The organism is Pantoea endophytica, from assembly GCF_002858935.1.
Classification (GTDB): Bacteria; Pseudomonadota; Gammaproteobacteria; order Enterobacterales; family Enterobacteriaceae; genus Pantoea; species Pantoea leporis.
On sequence record NZ_PJRT01000001.1, the window covers coordinates 20,717 to 41,414 of the forward strand.

Annotated in this window: 20 protein-coding genes; 13 read left to right on the forward strand and 7 right to left on the reverse strand. The window is 56.4% G+C overall.

From position 1 onward, the window contains the following. Window position 1: 1 nt before the first annotated feature. Complete coding sequence (metB, locus tag PZBJ_RS00080) at window positions 2-1,162, reverse strand: cystathionine gamma-synthase (protein ID WP_101760640.1); 1,161 nt, start codon at window positions 1,160-1,162, stop codon at window positions 2-4. Window positions 1,163-1,436: 274 nt separating this feature from the next. Here metB and metJ point away from each other — a divergent pair, with 274 nt between their 5' ends. Then, window positions 1,437-1,754, forward strand: a complete 318-nt coding sequence (metJ, locus tag PZBJ_RS00085) for a met regulon transcriptional regulator MetJ (protein WP_007885403.1) — start codon at window positions 1,437-1,439, stop codon at window positions 1,752-1,754. Between the two features lie 77 nt (window positions 1,755-1,831). Here metJ and rpmE read toward each other — a convergent pair whose 3' ends face one another. Continuing rightward, window positions 1,832-2,047: a 50S ribosomal protein L31 gene (rpmE, locus tag PZBJ_RS00090; protein ID WP_007885402.1), complete on the reverse strand. Its 216-nt coding sequence runs from the start codon at window positions 2,045-2,047 to the stop codon at window positions 1,832-1,834. A gap of 210 nt (window positions 2,048-2,257) precedes the next feature. Between rpmE and priA the strand changes: the two genes are divergently transcribed. The 6 genes from priA to rraA all read left to right on the forward strand — a co-directional run bounded on the left by priA (window position 2,258) and on the right by rraA (window position 9,314). Then, on the forward strand, window positions 2,258-4,456 hold the full coding sequence (gene priA / locus PZBJ_RS00095; RefSeq protein ID WP_101760641.1) for a primosomal protein N': 2,199 nt from the start codon (window positions 2,258-2,260) through the stop codon (window positions 4,454-4,456). A 166-nt stretch (window positions 4,457-4,622) separates the two neighbouring features. Beyond that, window positions 4,623-5,660, forward strand: coding sequence for a DNA-binding transcriptional regulator CytR (gene cytR, locus PZBJ_RS00100; RefSeq protein ID WP_061720292.1), 1,038 nt, complete (start codon window positions 4,623-4,625; stop codon window positions 5,658-5,660). Between the two features lie 151 nt (window positions 5,661-5,811). Beyond that, window positions 5,812-6,705 (forward strand): cell division protein FtsN, encoded by an 894-nt coding sequence (ftsN, locus tag PZBJ_RS00105; protein WP_101760729.1) that lies wholly within the window; start codon window positions 5,812-5,814, stop codon window positions 6,703-6,705. An 89-nt stretch (window positions 6,706-6,794) separates the two neighbouring features. Next, window positions 6,795-7,331, forward strand: a complete 537-nt coding sequence (gene hslV, locus PZBJ_RS00110; protein WP_101760642.1) for an ATP-dependent protease subunit HslV — start codon at window positions 6,795-6,797, stop codon at window positions 7,329-7,331. A gap of 5 nt (window positions 7,332-7,336) precedes the next feature. Further along, window positions 7,337-8,674: an ATP-dependent protease ATPase subunit HslU gene (gene hslU, locus PZBJ_RS00115; RefSeq protein WP_007885388.1), complete on the forward strand. Its 1,338-nt coding sequence runs from the start codon at window positions 7,337-7,339 to the stop codon at window positions 8,672-8,674. A gap of 154 nt (window positions 8,675-8,828) precedes the next feature. Continuing rightward, the gene (gene rraA / locus PZBJ_RS00120; RefSeq protein ID WP_061720294.1) at window positions 8,829-9,314 is read left to right on the forward strand and encodes a ribonuclease E activity regulator RraA; all 486 of its coding nucleotides are present in this window, start codon (window positions 8,829-8,831) and stop codon (window positions 9,312-9,314) included. A gap of 50 nt (window positions 9,315-9,364) precedes the next feature. On the opposite strand, the gene zapB is transcribed toward rraA, so the two are convergent. Beyond that, entirely contained in the window at window positions 9,365-9,604 is a 240-nt protein-coding gene (zapB, locus tag PZBJ_RS00125) for a cell division protein ZapB (RefSeq protein ID WP_007885384.1), read from the reverse strand. A 420-nt stretch (window positions 9,605-10,024) separates the two neighbouring features. On the opposite strand from zapB, the gene PZBJ_RS00130 reads away from it, so the two are divergent. The 3 genes from PZBJ_RS00130 to glpX all read left to right on the forward strand — a co-directional run bounded on the left by PZBJ_RS00130 (window position 10,025) and on the right by glpX (window position 13,519). Then, window positions 10,025-10,873 (forward strand): MIP/aquaporin family protein, encoded by an 849-nt coding sequence (locus PZBJ_RS00130; protein ID WP_061720295.1) that lies wholly within the window; start codon window positions 10,025-10,027, stop codon window positions 10,871-10,873. A 30-nt stretch (window positions 10,874-10,903) separates the two neighbouring features. Further along, entirely contained in the window at window positions 10,904-12,412 is a 1,509-nt protein-coding gene (gene glpK / locus PZBJ_RS00135) for a glycerol kinase GlpK (RefSeq protein WP_101760643.1), read from the forward strand. Window positions 12,413-12,508: 96 nt separating this feature from the next. Continuing rightward, window positions 12,509-13,519 (forward strand): class II fructose-bisphosphatase, encoded by a 1,011-nt coding sequence (glpX, locus tag PZBJ_RS00140; RefSeq protein ID WP_101760644.1) that lies wholly within the window; start codon window positions 12,509-12,511, stop codon window positions 13,517-13,519. Here glpX and emrD read toward each other — a convergent pair. Beyond that, a complete protein-coding gene (gene emrD / locus PZBJ_RS00145; protein ID WP_101760645.1) occupies window positions 13,509-14,705 on the reverse strand; it encodes a multidrug efflux MFS transporter EmrD in 1,197 nt (398 codons plus the stop codon). The two genes, glpX and emrD, sit on opposite strands and share 11 nt — an antisense overlap. Before the next feature lie 283 nt (window positions 14,706-14,988). Between emrD and fpr the strand changes: the two genes are divergently transcribed. The 3 genes from fpr to tpiA all read left to right on the forward strand — a co-directional run bounded on the left by fpr (window position 14,989) and on the right by tpiA (window position 17,320). Then, on the forward strand, window positions 14,989-15,735 hold the full coding sequence (gene fpr / locus PZBJ_RS00150; protein WP_101760646.1) for a ferredoxin--NADP(+) reductase: 747 nt from the start codon (window positions 14,989-14,991) through the stop codon (window positions 15,733-15,735). A 106-nt stretch (window positions 15,736-15,841) separates the two neighbouring features. Next, on the forward strand, window positions 15,842-16,432 hold the full coding sequence (locus PZBJ_RS00155) for a YiiQ family protein (RefSeq protein WP_101760647.1): 591 nt from the start codon (window positions 15,842-15,844) through the stop codon (window positions 16,430-16,432). A gap of 120 nt (window positions 16,433-16,552) precedes the next feature. Then, entirely contained in the window at window positions 16,553-17,320 is a 768-nt protein-coding gene (gene tpiA, locus PZBJ_RS00160; protein ID WP_008109693.1) for a triose-phosphate isomerase, read from the forward strand. 84 nt (window positions 17,321-17,404) lie between these two features. On the opposite strand, the gene PZBJ_RS00165 is transcribed toward tpiA, so the two are convergent. From PZBJ_RS00165 to PZBJ_RS00175, 3 genes are all read right to left on the reverse strand, one after another. Beyond that, window positions 17,405-18,163 carry a CDP-diacylglycerol diphosphatase gene (locus tag PZBJ_RS00165; RefSeq protein WP_101760648.1) on the reverse strand — a complete coding sequence of 253 codons (759 nt, stop codon included), beginning with the start codon at window positions 18,161-18,163 and terminating at the stop codon, window positions 17,405-17,407. A gap of 63 nt (window positions 18,164-18,226) precedes the next feature. Beyond that, window positions 18,227-19,525 carry a histidinol dehydrogenase gene (hisD, locus tag PZBJ_RS00170; protein ID WP_101760649.1) on the reverse strand — a complete coding sequence of 433 codons (1,299 nt, stop codon included), beginning with the start codon at window positions 19,523-19,525 and terminating at the stop codon, window positions 18,227-18,229. Next, the gene (locus tag PZBJ_RS00175; protein ID WP_101760650.1) at window positions 19,522-20,676 is read right to left on the reverse strand and encodes a nuclear transport factor 2 family protein; all 1,155 of its coding nucleotides are present in this window, start codon (window positions 20,674-20,676) and stop codon (window positions 19,522-19,524) included. The genes hisD and PZBJ_RS00175 overlap by 4 nt, the downstream gene beginning before the upstream one ends. Window positions 20,677-20,698 lie beyond the last annotated feature (22 nt).

The following is a 20,698-nucleotide window of genomic DNA, read 5'->3' on the forward strand; positions in this document are numbered from 1 at the left end:
ATTACTCCTCGGCTGCGATCCGGAATGCATTATCCAGATCGGCGATTAAATCTTCGTGATCTTCAATCCCAACAGAAATACGCAGCAGTGTTTCCGAAATTCCCGCTGCCGCGCGCGCTTCTGCAGACATGCCGGCATGCGTCATGGTCGCGGTATGCGAAATCAAACTCTCTACGCCGCCCAGCGATTCGGCCAGTGTGAACAGCTGCAGCGCTTTCAGGAAGCGGCGCAGGCGAGCCTCATCGGCATCGATTTCGAAACTCAGCATGGCACCAAAACCACGCTGCTGACGTACCGCAAACTCATGACCGGCATTTTCCGGCAGGGACGGATGATACAGTTTTTTCACCAGCGGTTGTTGCTTCAGGTAATCAACTATCGCCAATGCATTGCGTTGTGCGGCGGCGATGCGCGGTGACAGCGTGCGCAAACCTCGCAGCAGCAGGTAGCTATCAAACGCCGCGCCGGTTACACCAATATTATTCGCCCACCACGCCAGATCGGTGGCCATCGCTGGATCTTTCGCAATCACCGCGCCCGCCACCACATCAGAGTGACCATTGAGGTATTTGGTGCAGGAGTGAACAACCAAGTCGGCACCCAGCGCCAGCGGGTTTTGCAGCGCCGGGCTGAGGAAGGTGTTGTCTACCACGCTAATGGCGCCAGCTTCACGCGCGGCGGCGCAGATGCTGGCGATATCGACCACACGCAGCAGTGGATTACTTGGGCTTTCAACCAGCACCAGTTTTGGCTTCTCGGCCAGAGCAGCGGCCAGCGCCGCTTTGTCGCCCTGATCGACAAACTTCACGCGATAGGCGCCGCGCTTGCTCAGGCTATCGAACAGGCGATAGCTGCCGCCGTAACAGTCGTGTGGCGCCACCAGCAGATCGCCCGGCTTCAGGAACACGGTTGTCACCAGATGAATCGCTGACATGCCGGTATTGGTCAATACCGCGCCTGCGCCACCTTCCAGCTCTGCCAGCGCGCGCTGAACCACATCGCGCGTTGGATTACCACGACGTGAATAGTCATGCGCACGCGGCTCATTGAAGTCGAGGAAGTTATAGGTGCTGGAGAGATGAATCGGTGGGACAACGCAGCCATATTGCTCGTCATCATTCAAACCGCTACGTACTGCGATGGTTGCCTGTTTACGCGTCATGGTGCTTACTGTTCCTGAAGAAAAAGAAGAGCAACAGGATAACATTCCGCACATAGACGTCAATACATCTGGACATCTAAATGTCTTTGCGTATAGATTGAGCAAATCATCAATAACCGCTAAAATTGTCCGTCATCGCCTGGTGTTCAGCGCGCTTTCCTTTGCAGAAGCGGTGCTCAAGCATAAAACCTGCGGTTTAAGGGGTCAGGCATCGAAAAATCGGGCATAATCAACGGATTTCCCCATATTCAACTTTTATTGATTAAGGTAACCCATGGCTGAATGGAACGGCGAATATATCAGCCCTTACGCTGAACATGGCAAGAAGAGCGAGCAGGTTAAGAAAATCACAGTTTCTATCCCGCTAAAAGTGCTGAAGATTTTAACGGACGAGCGCACCCGCCGTCAGGTGAACAACCTGCGTCACGCCACCAACAGCGAACTGCTGTGTGAAGCCTTTTTGCATGCTTTCACCGGGCAGCCTCTGCCGAACGATGTCGATTTGCGTAAAGAACGCAGCGATGAGATTCCGGAAGAAGCGAAACAGATTATGCGTGAAATGGGCATCGATCCCGATAGTTGGGAATACTGAAGCCAGAAATAAAAAAACCCAGCCGAGGCTGGGTTTTTTCTTGCTGCCGAATCGCGAAGATTCGACGGCCAAAAATCTTATTTCTTGCTTGCTGGAACGCTGAAACGCTTGTTGAAGCGATCTACACGGCCACCGGTGTCAGCAATACGCTGCTTACCAGTGTAGAACGGGTGGCATTTGCCGCACACGTCCAGGTTCAGACCAGAAGCCATGGTTGAACGGGTGTTGATCACGTTACCGCAAGAGCAAGTCATGGTTACTGCTTCGTACTTAGGGTGAATACCTTGTTTCATGGGAGAACCTCATAAAAGGCCGTGTCGCTCTCCGTGCCAGGCTCAGCCTGCACAGCACCACACGCGGTTGAACATTAAGTGTATGCTCCGACAAGTGTTCTCATCGAAGGCGGCATAGTATACAGAAATTAACCGGTTTTAGCAAATAGCCGCTTCCTAATTAGCCGTGTACACTACTTCTCCTTAATTCAGAACCGGATAGAGATTCAGATGCCCGTTGTTCAGGTTGCCCTGCCCGTTCCGCTACCTCGCCTGTTTGATTACTTGCTGCCTGCCGATGCGCCGCAGCCGGTGGCGGGCGCACGCGTGAATGTGCCGTTCGGCAATCGCAAAATGATCGGCATTGTGATCGGTACGCGTGAGACCAGCGATCTGCCGCTGACGCAGCTCAAGCAGATAGAGAGCGTGCTCGACGATCAAAGTCTGTTCTCGCCCGCGCTGTGGCGCATTTTGCATTGGGCCGCCAACTATTATCATTCGCCGCTCGGCGAAGTGCTGAGCCATGCGCTGCCGGTGCTGCTGCGTCAGGGCAAACCCGCGCAGGAAGCGCCGCTGTGGCAATGGGTGATTAATGATGCTGGCCGTGAAGTGGCGATGGAGAGCCTGAAGCGCGCGCCGAAACAGCAGCAAGCGCTGGCGATGCTACGTCAGCGACCGCTCTATCGTCATCAGGTCAGCGAACACGATTTTACCGATGCCGCGCTGCAAGCGTTGCGCGCAAAAGGCTTGTGCGAACTGCGTGAACACACGCCGCAGATGCACGACTGGCGTACCAGCTTTGCCGTCAAAGGGGATCGCCTGCGCCTGAATACCGATCAGGCGATGGCGGTGGGCGCGATGCGCAGTGAAGACGATCACTATGCGCCGTGGCTGCTGGCTGGCATTACCGGCTCGGGTAAAACTGAAGTGTATCTCAGCGTGCTGGAGAACGTGCTGGCACGCGGCAAACAGGCTTTGGTGCTGGTGCCGGAAATCGGCCTGACGCCGCAAACCATCGCCCGCTTCCGTGAGCGCTTTGATGCGCCGATTGATGTGCTGCACTCGGCACTGAATGACAGCGAACGCCTCGCCGTCTGGCTGCGCGCGCGCAGCGGCGAAACGGCGATTGTTATCGGTACACGCTCGGCGCTGTTCACGCCGCTGGCGCGCCCCGGCGTCATCATCATTGATGAAGAGCACGACAGCTCGTACAAACAGCAGGAAGGCTGGCGCTATCAGGCGCGCGATCTGGCGGTGTTCCGTGCGCATGAGGAAGATATTCCAATTGTGATGGGTTCCGCCACGCCCGCGCTGGAAACCTTGCACAACGTGCGCGTCGGCAAATATCGCCAGCTCAATCTCACCAAACGCGCGGGCAATGCTAAACCGGCGTTACAGCAGCTGATCGATCTTAAAGGTCAGCAGCTGAAAGGCGGATTGGCGCCAGCACTGCTCGGCAAAATGCGTCAGCACCTGCAGGCCGATAATCAGGTTCTGCTGTTCCTCAACCGCCGTGGCTTCTCTCCGGCGCTGATGTGCCACGATTGTGGCTGGCTGGCCGAGTGCCAGCGCTGCGATAGCTACTACACGCTGCACCAGAACCATCGCCAGCTGCGCTGCCACCATTGTGACAGCCAGCGTCCGCTGCCGAATCAGTGCCCAAGCTGTGGTTCAACGCATTTGATGCCGGTCGGCGTCGGCACCGAACAGCTGGAACAGCAGCTGGGCACGCTGTTCCCCGACGTGCCGGTATCGCGCATCGATCGCGACACCACCAGCCGTAAAGGCGCGCTGGAGCAGCATCTGGCCGATGTGCATCGCGGCGGCGCGCGCATTCTGGTGGGCACGCAGATGCTGGCGAAAGGCCATCATTTCCCGGATGTCACGTTGGTGTCGCTACTGGATGTTGATGGCGCGCTGTTCTCGGCCGATTTCCGCGCCGCCGAGCGTTTCGCTCAGCTCTATACGCAGGTCGCGGGTCGCGCCGGTCGTGCGGGTAAACAGGGCGAAGTGTTGCTGCAGACCCATCATCCGGAACATCCATTGCTGCAAACATTGCTGCATCGCGGCTATTTCGCCTTTGCCGATCAAACGCTGCTGGAGCGTCAGTCCGTTCAGCTGCCGCCGTGGACCAGCCATGCGCTGTTCCGCGCTGAGGATATGGATAACCAACAGGCGGCGGAATTCCTCACACAGCTGCGCAATTTGCTGGAAGCCAGCCCGCTTAAAGATGAGGCGATGTGGCTGATGGGGCCGGTTCCGGCGTTGGCACCGAAGCGCAGTGGACGCTGGCGCTGGCAGCTGCTGTTGCAGCATCCGTCGCGCAAACGTCTGCAACAGCTGTTGAGCGGATCGCTGCCGCTGATCGCCACCTTGCCGGCATCGCGTAAAGTGAAATGGACGCTGGATATCGATCCCACCGAGAGCTAAGCCACGCCACAACTGCGAGCCAGATCGAAAAAAGTCGCACAAGTCACAATTTTTATGCAAATTAAGTAACAACCCGACGCGACCTTGGGTTAACAATAGTGCCGACCCGGTTGAAGCCCGGTAATGTCTGAAAATCAATGCGCTGTACCGCGTCAGGAGTTATACGTTGGACCAGAAGCAACCCTCCACCGCCGCCACCATGAAAGATGTGGCCGAGAAAGCAGGCGTTTCAACCGCTACGGTTTCACGTGCGTTGATGAATCCAGAAAAAGTCTCTGCTGCTACCCGGCTCAAGGTCGAAAAAGCCGTGATTGCCGTGGGTTATGCGCCGCACGGTTTGGCGCGCAATGCCAAACGCGGTGAAACACAAACCATTCTGGTGATTGTGCCGGACATCTGCGATCCCTTCTTCAGTGAGATCATTCGCGGCGTGGAAGTCACCGCTGCGCATGAAGGTTATCTGGTACTGATTGGCGATTGCGCGCATCAGAATAAACAGGAAAAAACCTTTCTGAATTTAATGCTGACGCGACAGATCGACGGCATGGTGCTGTTGGGTTCACAGCTGCCGTTTGAGGCGGGCATTGAAGATCAGCGCAACCTGCCGCCGATGGTGATGGGCAACGAATTTGCGCCGGAGATGGCATTACCCACGGTCCATATCGATAACCTCACCGCCGCTTTTGAAGCGGTGAATCACCTGCTGCAGCTTGGTCATCGCCAAATTGCCTGCATCACCGGGCCAGAACACATTCCGCTGAGCCAGTATCGTTTGCAGGGCTACATACAGGCGCTGCGTCGCAGCAGCATCGCCATCGACCCAACGATGATTGTGCATGGCGATTTCACCTTTGAAGCCGGCGCGAATGCGCTTAAGCAGTTGATGAGTTTGCCGCAGCCGCCGAAAGCGATTTTCTGCCATAGCGATTTGATGGCGCTGGGCGCGATGAACCAGGCGCGTAAACTTGGCATGCGCATTCCGCAGGATCTGTCGGTGGTGGGCTTTGATGATATCGAACTGGCGCAATACTACGATCCGCCGCTGACCACCGTGGCCCAGCCGCGTTTTGCCATCGGCCGAGAAGCGATGCTGCTGTTACTTGATGAGCTGCAGGGTAAACGCGTGAATAACGGTTCGCGCCTGCTGGATGCGGAGCTGCGCGTGCGCGGCAGTACGGCACCGGCGGCAAAACGGGAGAAATAGTGCGTAGACGCCTGCATTTTCAGCGGATTCTGAAGGCAGACTGTGCTGGTCAAAGTTCCAGCCCTTGCGTAACATGGCGCATTCATTGCCGGGCAATTAACAGCACATTTACATGCCCATTGGCATTTTTTTGAAGGGTAGCAGAACGAAAGTGGCACAGAAAGATTATGTAGGCCGCGGGCGTTCAACAGGGACGCGTCGCAAAAAACCCGCCAGCCGCAGCAAGAAAAGCAAAGGCGGATCAGGCACTTCAAAGCTCATGATGGTACTGGCCGCGGCCGTGCTGGTCACCTTTGCCGGTGGTTTATGGTTTATCTCGCATCATAAGAAAGAAGAGATTGAGGTCATTCCAAACCACAAAGCCAACGGTAACGGCCTGCCGCCGAAGCCGGAAGAGCGCTGGAAGTACATCAAAGAGCTGGAAAATCGCCAAATTACCGTTCCGTCGCCAACTGAGCCTTCGGCTGGTGGCGTGCAATCACAAACTCAGCTGACCGATGAACAGCGCCAGCTGCTGGAGCAGATGCAGGCCGATATGCGCCAGCAGCCGACGCAGTTGAACGAAGTGCCGTGGAACGAACAAACCCCGGCGCAGCGCCAGCAAACGCTGCAGCGTCAGCAGGTGCAGCAACAGCAGGTTCAGCAACAACAACAGCAGCAGTTGCAACGTCAGCAGCAGCAGCGCCAGCAACAGTTGCAGCAACAACAGGCCGCGCGTCAGCAGCAGCAACAGCAAGCTGCGCCGATCACGCGTGAGCCAACGCAGCAAACCAAGCCGCAGGAAACGGCCAAGGCGAAAGCGGAAGAGAAAGCCGCTTCACAACGCTGGATGGTGCAGTGTGGTTCGTTCAAAGGTACCGATCAGGCGGAATCCGTGCGCGCCGGTCTGGCATTTGAAGGATTTGAGAGCCGCATTACCACCGGCGGTGGCTGGAATCGCGTGGTGATCGGGCCGTTCAAAGATCGCAGCAGCGCCGACAGCACAGTCAAACGCTTACACAGTTCCGGCCACGGAAGTTGTATTCCCCTCGCTGCTGGGGGTTGAAACCCCTTTTTCCTACCCCATATCTGGTTGCATGATACTCCGCGCCGAGTGCGCGGAGTTCCTTTTCTACTGCAACAAGGGGTCTGCCCGTGACAACAATAGTAAGTGTACGACGCAACGGCCAGGTAGTGATTGGCGGTGATGGCCAGGCTACGCTCGGCAATACCGTAATGAAAGGCAACGTTAAAAAAGTCCGTCGTCTTTACAACGATAAAGTGATCGCCGGCTTTGCTGGCGGTACCGCAGATGCCTTCACCCTGTTTGAACTGTTTGAGCGCAAGCTGGAAATGCACCAGGGCCATCTGGTGAAAGCGGCGGTCGAACTGGCTAAAGATTGGCGTACCGATCGCATGCTGCGCCGCCTTGAAGCGCTGCTGGCGGTGGCCGACGAAAACGCCTCATTAATCATCAGCGGCAACGGCGACGTTATCCAGCCGGAAAATGACCTGATCGCAATTGGTTCTGGTGGGCCTTACGCCCAGGCAGCGGCACGCGCGCTGCTGGAAAACACCGACATTGGTGCACACGATATCGTGGAGAAAGCGCTGAACATCGCTGGCGATATCTGTATCTACACCAACCACAATATTAACTTCGAAGCATTACCGTCTAAGGCTAAGGACTAAACATCATGTCTGAGATGACTCCACGCGAGATTGTCAGCGAGCTTAACCGCTTTATCATCGGCCAGGACGGCGCAAAGAAGGCGGTCGCGATCGCCCTGCGTAATCGCTGGCGCCGCATGCAGCTCGACGAAGAGCTGCGCCACGAAGTGACGCCAAAAAACATTCTGATGATTGGTCCAACCGGTGTCGGTAAAACCGAAATCGCCCGTCGCTTAGCCAAACTGGCGAACGCACCGTTCATCAAAGTGGAAGCCACCAAATTCACCGAAGTCGGTTACGTCGGTAAAGAGGTTGATTCCATCATTCGCGATCTGACCGATTCTGCCATCAAGATGGTGCGCAGCCAGGCAATCGAGAAGAACAAGTACCGCGCGGAAGAGATGGCGGAAGAGCGCATCCTGGATGTGCTGATCCCACCCGCGAAAAATAACTGGGGCCAGGCTGAACAAGCGGCTGAGCCATCGGCAGCGCGTCAATCCTTCCGCAAGAAACTGCGCGAAGGCCAGCTGGATGACAAAGAGATTGAGATCGATCTGGCCGCTTCATCGGCTGGCGTTGAGATCATGGCGCCTCCGGGCATGGAAGAGATGACCAGCCAGCTGCAATCGATGTTCCAGAACCTCGGTGGGCAGAAGCAGAAACCGCGTAAGCTGAAAATCAAAGAAGCCATGAAGCTGCTGATTGAAGAAGAAGCGGCCAAGCTGGTGAACCCGGAAGAGCTGAAGCAGGATGCCATCGATGCGGTTGAGCAGCACGGTATCGTGTTCATCGACGAAATCGACAAAATCTGTAAGCGTGGCGGCCAGAATGCGGGCGGTCCAGACGTGTCACGCGAAGGCGTACAGCGCGACCTGCTGCCGCTGGTGGAAGGTTGCACCGTTTCCACCAAGCACGGCATGGTGAAAACCGACCACATTCTGTTTATCGCTTCCGGCGCGTTCCAGGTCGCCAGCCCGTCAGATCTGATCCCAGAACTGCAAGGCCGTCTGCCGATTCGCGTTGAACTGCAGGCGCTGACCGTCAATGACTTCGAGCGCATTCTGACCGAGCCAAACGCCTCGGTTACTGTGCAGTACAAAGCGCTGATGGGCACCGAAGGGGTCAATATCGACTTCACCGATGACGCAGTGCGGCGTATCGCCGAAGCCGCATGGCAGGTGAACGAGACCACCGAGAACATCGGTGCGCGTCGTCTGCATACCGTGCTGGAGCGTCTGATGGAAGATATCTCCTATGACGCCAGCGATCGTAACGGTGAGTCGATCACTATCGATGCCGAGTACGTTGGTAAGCATCTGGATGAGCTGGTGGCCGACGAAGATCTCAGCCGCTTCATTCTGTAAGCTTCACCCGCGAAATCTCTGCCCGGCCACTGTGCCGGGCTTTTTTTTACGCAGGATATTGATGCAACGCTTTTTTTGGCGGTTGATGATTTTGCCAACAATCGCCAGATAGCGATATACTTAGCGCTCCTGTGGCAAACAGACGAAAACCCTCATGAAATACGATACATCTGAACTCTGTGACATCTACCACGAAGCTGTGAATGTTGTTGAACCGCTTTTTTCGAACTTTGGTGGGCGCAGCTCATTCGGTGGTCAAATCACCACAGTGAAATGTTTCGAAGATAACGGCTTACTCTACGATTTGCTGGAAGAGAACGGTCGGGGTCGCGTATTGCTGGTGGATGGCGGCGGTTCGGTCCGTCGCGCACTGGTCGATGCTCAGCTGGCGAGTCTGGCGGCGCAAAATGAGTGGGAAGGCATTGTGGTGTACGGCTCGGTGCGTCAGGTTGACGATCTCGAAGAGCTGGAAATCGGCATTCAGGCGATTGCGGCGATTCCGGTGGGTGCAGCGGGTGAAGGCATTGGCGAAAGTGACGTGCGCGTTAACTTCGGCGGCGTGACTTTCTTCTCTGGCGACCATCTGTATGCCGACAATACCGGCATCATCCTGTCTGAAGACGCGCTCGACATCGAGTAAGCCGCAACAAAAACGGGTGCCGCGGCACCCGTTGGTTTAAGCATTGACGCTTAAACTTCTTCCATTTTTCCCAGCAGTGCCCGCAGACGATCCTGCCAGACATGCTGCTCTTCTTTCAGATGCTGATTTTCACGCACCAGTGCATCCTGGTTGCCTGAAGCCTGGCTGACTTCGTTTTTCAGCGTGTTGTTTTGCTCTTTCAGCTCTTCAATTTCCATCTGCAGCAGAGTGATGGTATCAATCGCCTGCTGTACTTTCGCTTCCAGTTTCTCGAACACTTCAAATGACATCTTTCTGACCTCTCCTAAATCTTGCAAGGCGTTGATGGGGCTAGTGCATGCCTTATTACAGTGCGCTCAGCCACGATGACTCGATTGTATGTAGCCAAACCCAGCAAGTCCAGCGGCACAAGGCCTGCGAGGGCAGTCTGTAACACTTTTCAGTCTATGCCTAAAAAAATGCGCATCTTCGCGCATCTGTGTGCGCGATCACGTCAGCATCGACCAGTAAAGCGCGGTGAATGGGCCTTAAAGAAACGCAAAAGACGCGAAAACGCGCATTTTTATGACACAGTACACAGTTTTCAATTTCGCTATTTCTCGTTTATGCTCGTTAACGATAAATTCACATCAACCCTACATTGATAGCTGGGCGACTCATGGATGAGAACAAAAACTGATAAAATTTAACCTCGCTTCAGGAATGCCATTATGAGTCAGACAACTAACACACTAAAAGGTCAGTGCATCGCTGAATTTCTCGGTACAGGTTTGATTATCTTCTTTGGTGCAGGCTGCGTTGCTGCACTAAAACTGGCCGGTGCGTCATTCGGTCAGTGGGAAATTTGTATTATCTGGGGTTTAGCCGTCTCCATGGCAGTCTATCTGAGCGCAGGCGTTTCCGGTGCGCATCTTAACCCAGCCGTTACCGTCGCGCTGTGCCTGTTTGCTAATTTTGAAGGTCGTAAAGTTGTTCCCTATATTCTGGCGCAGGTTGCCGGCGCGTTCTGCGCTGCCGCGTTGGTTTACGGTCTCTACTACAATCTGTTCTTCGATTACGAAGCGGGCCATCAAATGGTGCGCGGCAGTGTTGAAAGCCTCGATCTGGCCGGTATCTTCTCGACTTACCCGAACCCGCACATCAGCGTAGCTCAGGCGTTCCTGGTTGAGATGGTGATTACAGCGGTGTTGATGGCGGTGATCATGGCGCTGACCGATGACGGCAACGGTGTGCCGCGTGGTCCGCTGGCTCCGCTGTTGATTGGTCTGCTGGTGGCGGTCATCGGTGGCTCAATGGGTCCACTGACCGGCTTCGCACTCAACCCGGCGCGTGACTTTGGTCCAAAACTGTTCGCCTTCTTCGCTGGTTGGGGCAACGTCGCCTTCACCGGTGGCAAAGATATTCCTTACTTCCTGGTTCCGATTTTTGGCCCGCTGGTCGGTGCTTGCCTCGGAGCCTTTGGTTACCGTTCGCTGATTGGCCGCCATCTGCCAGTTAACGTTGCGGAAGCCAGCACAGCAGAAAAACCGGTTGCGCGCGCTCAGCAGCGTAAAGCGTAAGTTTCATCGATACCACATCAGGACAGCACAATGACTACTGATAAAAAATATATAGTTGCACTCGATCAGGGCACAACCAGCTCACGCGCCGTGGTGCTTGATCATGATGCCAACATCGTTGCGGTTTCTCAGCGCGAATTTACCCAGATCTACCCGAAAGCGGGTTGGGTGGAACATGACCCAATGGATATCTGGGCGTCACAAAGCTCGACGCTGGTGGAAGTGCTGGCGCACGCCGATATTAACTCCGATCAAATCGCGGCGATTGGTATCACCAACCAGCGTGAAACCGCCATCGTGTGGGATAAAGAGACCGGCAAACCGGTTTACAACGCTATCGTCTGGCAGGATCCGCGCACCGCAGATTACTGTAACAAACTGAAGAAAGAGGGTCTGGAAGAGTACATCCAGCACACCACCGGTTTGGTGATTAACCCGTACTTCTCCGGCACCAAAGTGAAGTGGATTCTTGACCACGTTGAAGGCGCACGTGAGCGTGCAAAACGCGGCGAACTGCTGTTCGGTACCGTTGATACCTGGCTGATTTGGAAAATGACGCAGGGACGTGTGCACGTCACCGATCACACCAACGCCTCACGTACCATGATGTACAACATCCACAAGCTGGAGTGGGATGAGCGCATGCTGGAGATCCTCGATATCCCGCGTGAAATGCTGCCAGAAGTGAAAGGATCTTCCGAAGTGTACGGCCAGACCAACATTGGTGGTAAAGGCGGTACGCGTATTCCTATCGCCGGAATCGCCGGTGACCAGCAAGCGGCGCTGTATGGCCAGCTGTGCGTACAACCGGGTATGGCGAAAAACACTTACGGCACCGGCTGCTTTATGTTGATGAACACCGGCACCGAAGCCGTGACGTCTACGCACGGCCTGCTGACCACCATCGCTTGCGGCCCACGCGGCGAAGTGAACTATGCGCTGGAAGGTGCGGTGTTTATCGGTGGTGCGTCGATTCAGTGGCTGCGCGATGAGATGAAGCTGATCAGTGATTCAACCGACTCTGAATACTTCGCGTTGAAAGTGAAAGACACTAACGGCGTATATATGGTGCCGGCCTTCACCGGTTTGGGCGCGCCTTATTGGGACCCGTATGCACGCGGCGCGATTTTCGGTCTGACGCGCGGTGCGAACGCTAACCACATCATCCGTGCCACGCTGGAGTCGATTGCTTACCAGACGCGCGATGTACTGGAAGCGATGCAGAACGATGCCGGCACCCGCCTGCAGTCACTGCGCGTGGATGGTGGTGCGGTCGCCAACAACTTCCTGATGCAGTTCCAGTCTGACATTCTCGGCACGCGCGTTGAGCGTCCGGAAGTGCGTGAAGTCACGGCGATGGGTGCGGCGTATCTGGCTGGCCTGGCCGTTGGCTTCTGGGGCGACCTGGAAGAAGTTCGCGCTAAAGCGGTGATTGAGCGTGAGTTCCGCCCAAGCATCGAAACCACCGAACGTAACGTCCGTTATGCGGGCTGGAAAAAAGCCGTCGCTCGCGCCAAAGCGTGGGAAGACGAAGAGTAACATCCTGCTGACCCGCGGTGCCCTGCCGCGGGTTTTTCCCCCGTCCCGCTTCCCCGCTGTGTTAAACTGCCTGCCTGTTTTTTGTCAGGTGCCACCATGAAACGAGAACTCGCGATTGAATTTTCCCGCGTGACTGAAGCCGCCGCTCTGGCGGGCTATCACTGGTTAGGACGCGGCGATAAAAATGCGGCCGACGGCGCAGCCGTTCACGCCATGCGGATTATGCTCAACACTATTGATATCGATGGCCAGATTGTGATTGGCGAAGGCGAAATCGACGAAGCGCCGATGCTGTATATCGGTGAGAAAGTCGGTACCGGCCGTGGCGACGCGGTGGATATCGCGGTCGATCCGATTGAAGGCACACGCATGACGGCGATGGGCCAGGCCAATGCGCTGGCGGTGCTGGCGGTTGGTGATAAGGGCAGTTTCCTGCACGCACCTGATATGTACATGGAAAAGCTGATTGTTGGACCGGGCGCACGTGGCGCCATCGACCTCAATCTGCCGCTTGATATCAACCTGAAAAACATCGCGCTGGCATTGGGCAAACCGCTCAGCCAGTTAACGGTATCGATTCTGGCCAAGCCCCGCCACGATGCGGTGATTGCCCAGCTGCAGCAGCTCGGCGTGCGCGTGTTCACCTTCCCGGATGGCGATGTCGCGGCCTCGATTCTGACCTGTATGCCGGATAGCGAAGTGGATGTGATGTACGGCATCGGCGGCGCGCCGGAAGGTGTGGTGTCGGCGGCCGTGATCCGTGCGATGGACGGCGACATGCAGGCACGCCTGCTGGCGCGTCACCAGGTGAAAGGGGATAGCGAAGAGAATCGTCGTCTGGGCGAGAATGAACTGCAACGCTGCGCCGAGATGGGCATTGAAGCGGGTCAGGTACTGAAGCTGGATCAGATGGCGCGCAACGATAACGTTATCTTCGCGGCCACCGGCATCACCACCGGCGATTTGCTGAAAGGCATCACGCGTAACGGCAACATCGCCACCAGCGAAACCCTGCTGGTGCGCGGTAAATCGCGCACCATTCGCCGCATCCAGTCAATCCACTATCTGGATCGCAAAGACGCGGCGCTGCATCAATTTATCCTGTAATCGCCTGCTTGCCGCTCTCCGGATGACGTGAGAGCGGCCACCAGCACAGCAGCATCACCAGCGACGTCGCGAACATCAGCATGCCAAGGCTGGATTGATCGTGCTGCGGCAACAGCGCAGAAAGCCACGCCACCACGCCGGAACCGAGATTCTGCAAGCCTCCGATTAACGCACCCGCGCTGCCCGCCAGCCACGCATATGGCTCCATCGCGCCCGAGGTTGCCAGCGGAAACAGCATGCCCGCGCCAAAGAAGAACAGCGCAGCCGGCACCAGCAACGTCCAGATGTTCATCACGCCAAACCAGGCCGGAACCCACATCAGCAAGCCCGCTAACAGGCAGCTGTTCACGCCGTACCACATCAGCGTGTGCCAGGATTTCTGCTCACGTCCGGCAAACCAGGCGCCAAAGAACGCCGCCGGAATCGGCAGGATAAACAGGATGCTGACGGTTAATCCATCCAGCCCCAACACGCCGCCCATCAGCACGCCACAGCTGGCTTCAAACACCGCGATGCCCGCCAGCGCGCCAATCAGTAGCAGCAGATAACGCACAAAGTTGCCGTCGCTCAGCAAAGTGGCATAACGGCGCAGGAACGGCGTGGCGGGCGTATCCGCTGGACGCGTTTCCGGCAGCCAGCGCGCCATCGACGCGGTGACGCCGACGCACAGCAGCAGCAGGAAGGCAAAACAGGCGTGCCAGCCAAACAGATGCGTCAGCAGCGCGCCAATCACCGGAGCCAGCAGCGGGCTGACCAGAATGCCCATATTAAGCAAGCTGTTCGCCTGGCGCAGCGCGATGCCGGAGTAGAGATCGCGCGGCATGGTGCGCGCCATCACGCCCGCCACGCCGGTACCTAAACCTTGTACCGCGCTGCCCAGCACCAAAATATCCAACGAGGGCGCGAACATAGCGATCAACGCGCCGACGGCAAAGATCGTCATGCCAATCAGGATCACCGGACGGCGGCCAAAACTGTCCGACAGCGGGCCGTAGATCAACTGCGATCCGCCGTAGGTCATCAGATAGGCGGCCATCACCTGCTGGATCGCCCCGCTGCGCACATTAAGCGTTTCGGCCATGTGGGCCATGGCTGGCACATAGATGGTTTGCGCCATCTGCCCAACCGCCACCAGCACGATCAGCATGAATAACAGAAAGCGATTTTGCGTTTTACTTATCAACATGGAACAAAATGTCTGCCTGAGAAACAAAGAATAAGCAGCACAAAACAGGCCGCCTCGGATTTATGGCGGCAAAAATATCAGGATTCAGTGACAAATCGAGAGGCGCAGGCAAAGCTGTATGTCTCAAGCCGTCAAGCTGTTTGTCCAGATTGTAAACCGCCCGCTACAGTTGCTGATCTGTGCGCTGCGTTTGTCGCTGAGAGCCCTTTGCCCGTGCATGGACTGGAAATCCGTTAGGCCGATGGCGATGATGTACCTAACTAAACAATATTAAGGAGCCAACATGGCAGAGTGGATCAATGCTGAAGTGAAAGAGGTAAAAAACTGGACCGATGCACTGTTCAGCCTGCGCGTTGCAGCGCCGATTGATACCTTTACCGCGGGACAATTTGCCAAGCTGGCTCTGGAGATTGACGGTGAGCGCGTGCAGCGTGCCTATTCGTACGTCAACGCGCCGCAGGATCCGCTGCTGGAGTTTTATCTGGTCACGGTGCCGGAAGGCAAACTGAGCCCGCGTTTGCAGGCGCTGCAGCCCGGCGAGCAGGTGATGATCACTAAAGAGGCGGCGGGTTTCTTTGTGCTCGACGAAATTCCAGATTGCCAAACGCTGTGGATGCTGGCGACCGGCACGGCGATCGGCCCCTATTTATCGATCCTGCAACAGGGCGAAGATCTGGATCGTTTCGACAATATTGTGCTGGTACACGCCGCGCGCTTCGCCAATGATCTGAGCTTCCTGCCCTTGATGCAGGCGTTGCAGCAGCGCTATCAGGGCAAGTTACACATCCAAACGGTGGTGAGCCGCGAAGAGATCGCCGGTTCGCTGCACGGCCGCGTACCGCAGTTGATTGAAAGCGGAGAACTGGAGCGTGCGGTTGGCTTGCCGCTGACGGCAGAAACCAGCCATGTGATGCTGTGCGGCAATCCACAGATGGTGCGCGATACCCAGCAGCTGCTCAAAGATACGCGTGAGATGCGCAAACATTTCAAACGCAAACCCGGCCACATGACCAGCGAGCATTACTGGTAATCGGCGCGGAGCGAATAATCTGAGATTTTTCCCAGTGTGGGTTTTGACTTTGCCCGGTAAAAACCGTTCTAATCGTGGGCTAAGTGAATGATTTAGGGCCGAAGCAATGAATAACCTGCCAGTCGCGCTGCTGCTTGGCCTCGCACTGACATTTCCCGCCTGGGCGGACGATGCACCCGCGTTGGATCGTAGCGATCATCTGCCTGCAGCGCCCTATCTGCTCGCGGGTGCGCCGACGTTCGATATGACCGTTGCTCAGTTCCGTGAGAAGTACAACGCGGCTAATCCCAATGCATTGCTGCAGGAGTATCGCGCGATTGATAGTCGCGGCGATAAAAGCAATCTGACGCGTGCCGCCAGCAAAATCAGCGAAACGCTGTATGCCTCAACTGCGCTGGAGCAAGGCACCGGAAAAATCAAAACCCTGCAAATCACCTGGCTGCCGGTTCCCGGCCCCGATATGAAAGCCGCGCAGGCTCGCGCCATGGATTACATGACCGCCCTGCTGCGCTTCTTCATTCCCGGCTTGTCGCCTGAAGAGGGGCGTAAAAAACTCGATTCCCTGCTGAGCGCCGGTAAAGGTGCGCGCTATTTTGCCCGCACCGAAGGTGCATTGCGTTTCGTGGTGGCAGACAACGGCGACAAGGGTTTGACCTTCGCCGTTGAACCGATAAAACTGGCGCTCGCGACGCCCTGATCGCACCGGCAAAAATGACGAAAAGCAAAGCCAGCAACACATTTGATCTCTATACTGTCTCGCAGACATCGCTGCCCGATGGCAGCGCTATTTCATGAATCGCGTTATGCGGAGGAAAGAATGCGACATCCACTGGTTATGGGTAACTGGAAACTGAACGGTAGCAAGCAGATCACCAAAGAGCTGATTGAAGGCCTGCGCAAAGAGCTGTCTGGTGTTGATGGTTGTGGCGTCGCGATTGCACCGCCAGCCATCTATCTGGACCTGGCGAAACACGCCATTTCCGGTAGCCACATTGCTCTGGGTGCTCAGAACGTTGACGTTAATCTGTCTGGCGCATTCACTGGCGAAACTTCCGCAGACATGTTGAAAGACGTTGGCGCGAAATACATCATCATCGGCCACTCTGAGCGCCGCACCTACCACAAAGAGAGCGACGAGTTCATCGCGAAGAAATTTGCCGTAGTGAAAGAAGCGGGTCTGGTGCCGGTTCTGTGCATCGGTGAAACTGACGCAGAAAACGAAGCGGGCAAAACGGAAGAAGTGTGCGCACGTCAGATCGACGCCGTGCTGGAAACGCAGGGCGCCGCGGCGTTCGAAGGCGCAGTCATCGCTTATGAGCCAGTTTGGGCTATCGGTACCGGCAAATCTGCTACGCCAGCGCAGGCTCAGGCGGTGCATAAATTCATTCGTGACCATATCGCGAAGAAAGATGCGGCTATCGCTCAGCAAGTGATCATTCAGTACGGCGGTTCGGTCAACGACAAAAACGCCGCTGAGCTGTTCACCCAGCCAGATATCGATGGCGCGCTGGTTGGCGGTGCTTCACTGAAAGCGGATGCTTTTGCGGTGATCGTGAAAGCGGCAGCAGCAGCGAAAAACGCGTAACTTAGCGTTTAGGTGCAGATTAAGGCGGCTGATTAGCCGCCTTTTTTATTGGCCGCTATTAATTGCGCCCCTACGAAAAAAGGGTTATTGCGGCAATATGCTGCAGTTATGATCCTGCAGCTCTTCCGCCGAACCGCTGTTCAGTTTCAGCCAGTTACGTTCCAGCGCCAGCAGCGCTAAACGGCCATCCGGCAGCTGTGCCAGCGCCAGGCCATATTTCCCCATCTCGCTGCGCGCATGCGGCACTTCATCCGCCAGACGGATAAACGCACTCTGCTGCGCCAGCTCTTGCTTAGAAAGCGCCCGCACCAGATAACCATGCTTACGCAGCGTTTCACTCTGCCACTGCGCATTCAGTCTCGGTGCCAGCGCATCCAGCTGCTGGCGCACATCCGGACGCAGACAGGAAATATGAATATGCAGCTGATTCTGCGTACGCCCGTATTGCGCATTGATGGCCAGCGACAGCGCGCTATCGGGAATCGGCGCGCCGTGCCTTTGCGCCAGTAATGCGCGCTGTTGCCAGGCCTCGGCAAACAGATTTGGTGTAGCAGGTTCAAGAATGATGGGACTTTCCATGCCGGTGATTTTTTCGATCGGCATCAGCAGATACTGCAACGGCCCGTTGAGATCTTTCAGCGTGACGTAACCCTGCGCGCTATTCACCTGCTGGCATGGCGCTGGGTTGCCCGTCGCCGCCATATTCGGCACGCACTTTTCGCTGATGATCTGCCATAAGGCGTTAGAGTTTTTATGGAAATGGATGGCGCCGGCGATCAGTCCGACAATCAACAGCACCAATAAAGCGGTAAGTAACTTCAGGGTACGACGACTGCCCTGCATAGCCCGATTCCTCTGTTCATCACCTGCCAGCATCCTCGCCTGGCAGGTGATGAAAGTCACGGACTAATCCTCCGCGCCACGCAGGATGGCGTCGAGTTTTTCTGGCTGCAAACGAATCTGCGCTGCACGACGATGCGCCTGCATCCCTTCGGTACGGCTCTGGCGCACCGCAGGAGCAGCGATGGCGGCGATGCCCTGATCGTCAATCCATTGATGCGTGCAGGTTTTCAGATACGCACCGACCCACAATCCGCCGGTGTAACGTGCCGCCGCCATGGTGGGCAGCGTGTGGTTGGTGCCGCAGCATTTATCAGAAAACACCACGCTGGCGTTTTGCCCGATAAACAGCGATCCGTAATTGCGGATGCGCGCCGCCAGCGCATGGGGATCGCGCGCATGGATTTGCAGATGCTCAGTGGCGATCTCATCGGTGTACGCCACCATCGCATCCTCGTCGGCACAGAGAACAATTTCGCCCTGACGCTGCCACGCCTCACCAGCCGTTTTCGCCGTCGGCAAGGATGCCAGCTGCGCCTCAATTTCCCGCAATGTTGCATGCGCCACGCGCTCGCTGGTGGTGGCCAGCCCAACACGCGTGCGCACGTCATGCTCCGCCTGCGCCAGCAGATCCGCTGCCAGCACGCGCGGATCAGCACTGTCATCGGCGACGATAAAGATTTCGCTCGGCCCCGCCAACGCATCAATACCCACTTTGCCAAATACCTGACGCTTCGCCTCATTGACGAAAGCGTTGCCCGGCCCGACGATCTTGTCCACCGCCGGCAGCGATGCGGTGCCGTATGCCATCGCGGCAATGGCCTGCGCACCACCAACTTTGAAAATGCGGTGCGCTCCGGCCAAGTGGCAAATTGCAATCATTGCCGGATGAGCGCCCGGCGGCAGACAGGCGATGATGTTATCGCAGCCCGCCACCACCGCTGGCACGATAGACATCACCGGCGCGGAGAGGATCGGATAGCGTCCGCCCGGCACATAGCAGCCCACGGTTTCAATCGGGATGATGCGATGCCCCAGATGAACGCCCGGCAACGTCTCAATCTCCAGCGGCTGCAAGGTGGCGCGCTGCGCTTCGGCGAAGCGGCGCACCTGCGCAATGGCAAACTCACTGTCCTGGCGGGTTTGATCGGCGAGTTGCGCCAGCGCCTGCTCGATCTCTGCTGCCGAAACTTCCAGCTGCTCCGGCGCGACACCATCAAATTTCTGCGAGTAATCACGCAGTGCCGCGTCTCCGCGCTGACGCACGTTGCTAATAATGTCGCTCACGGTGGCGATCAGGCTGGCATCCGCCTGCGCATCCTCGCCCGCGGCTTGCTTGATAAACTGCACGCGTTGTTTGCTCATGCTTCCGTCTCCGCCAGTTGTCCCAATTTGATCTGCGCCAGCATCGCAAGGTGATCGTAAACCACCCATTCATCAACAATTTTGCCGTTCACCACGTGATAGTGGCTCATACCCATCACCAGCAGACGCTGTCCCGTTGGTTTACCCAACTCGCCGTAGCCAAGATGATGCCCTTCCATTACCCAGCGCACCGCCACTTTGGTGCCGCCCTCTTCACATGGATTGGAGCAGATATGCTGCGGCATCCATGCGCCGTCTGGGATCATGCCGATCAGCGCCAGCGTCTGATGGATCACCGATGCCTGACCATATAACTCTTTCATCAGTGGGCCGTGCCACTGCACATTGCTGGCGTAAACCTCTTTCACTTTGCCCAGCATGCGTTTGTTGTAAATCTCGTGCAGCCAGCCCAGCACCTGTGCTTCGGTATCAGTGTGCGCCAGCGTGTAATCCGGATCGCTTTCTGGCGGATACTGGCCGAGCAGACGACGGTTTTCGCCAATCTCCGTCAGTCGGAAACCCTTATCAAACTGCTCTTTCGCCATGTTGTACGCGATCTGGTCGGTATCCAGCCCCAATTGACGCATCAGCGACATGTTGTCGCTCACCACCCATTCGCGGTAAATCTTGTTTTCCAGAATCATGCAGTCCGCCACGGTGCGCGTGGTGAAGGTGCGGTTGGTGGGTTTACCGTATTGGCTTGATTGTGTATGCCGGCCGCTACCGGTAACCAGATGCGAGGTGTAAAAACCGTCAACGTCGTTGCCGTTCCAGATCACCTGCGTTGCCATGCCGCGACGTTCCGGGAAGGCGACCAAACGTTGCAAGGTATCGAGCACCACTTGTTCACGGGTATAAATGGTGCCCAATGCGTTGTATAACACGCAGTTATGGGTGTAATGGCTGTAGATCAGCCCGACATCGCGCTCATCCCAGATCTTGTGGGTACAACGCACAATGTAATCAACGATATCGGTATAGCAGGGATCGAAACCGCGCATTGGCTGCACCCGCGCGCGGTTTTCTGGAACCAGATCGACAAAATCCCGTCGCTCAACCTGCAAAACCGGTTCGGCCTGGGTGCGTGCTGAGGTTTTTTCTGCGCTCTTTTCACTGGCGGTGGCTTTATTAGCCGTGTCCGTTGTAGACATAAACACTCCTGCTTTTGACGAA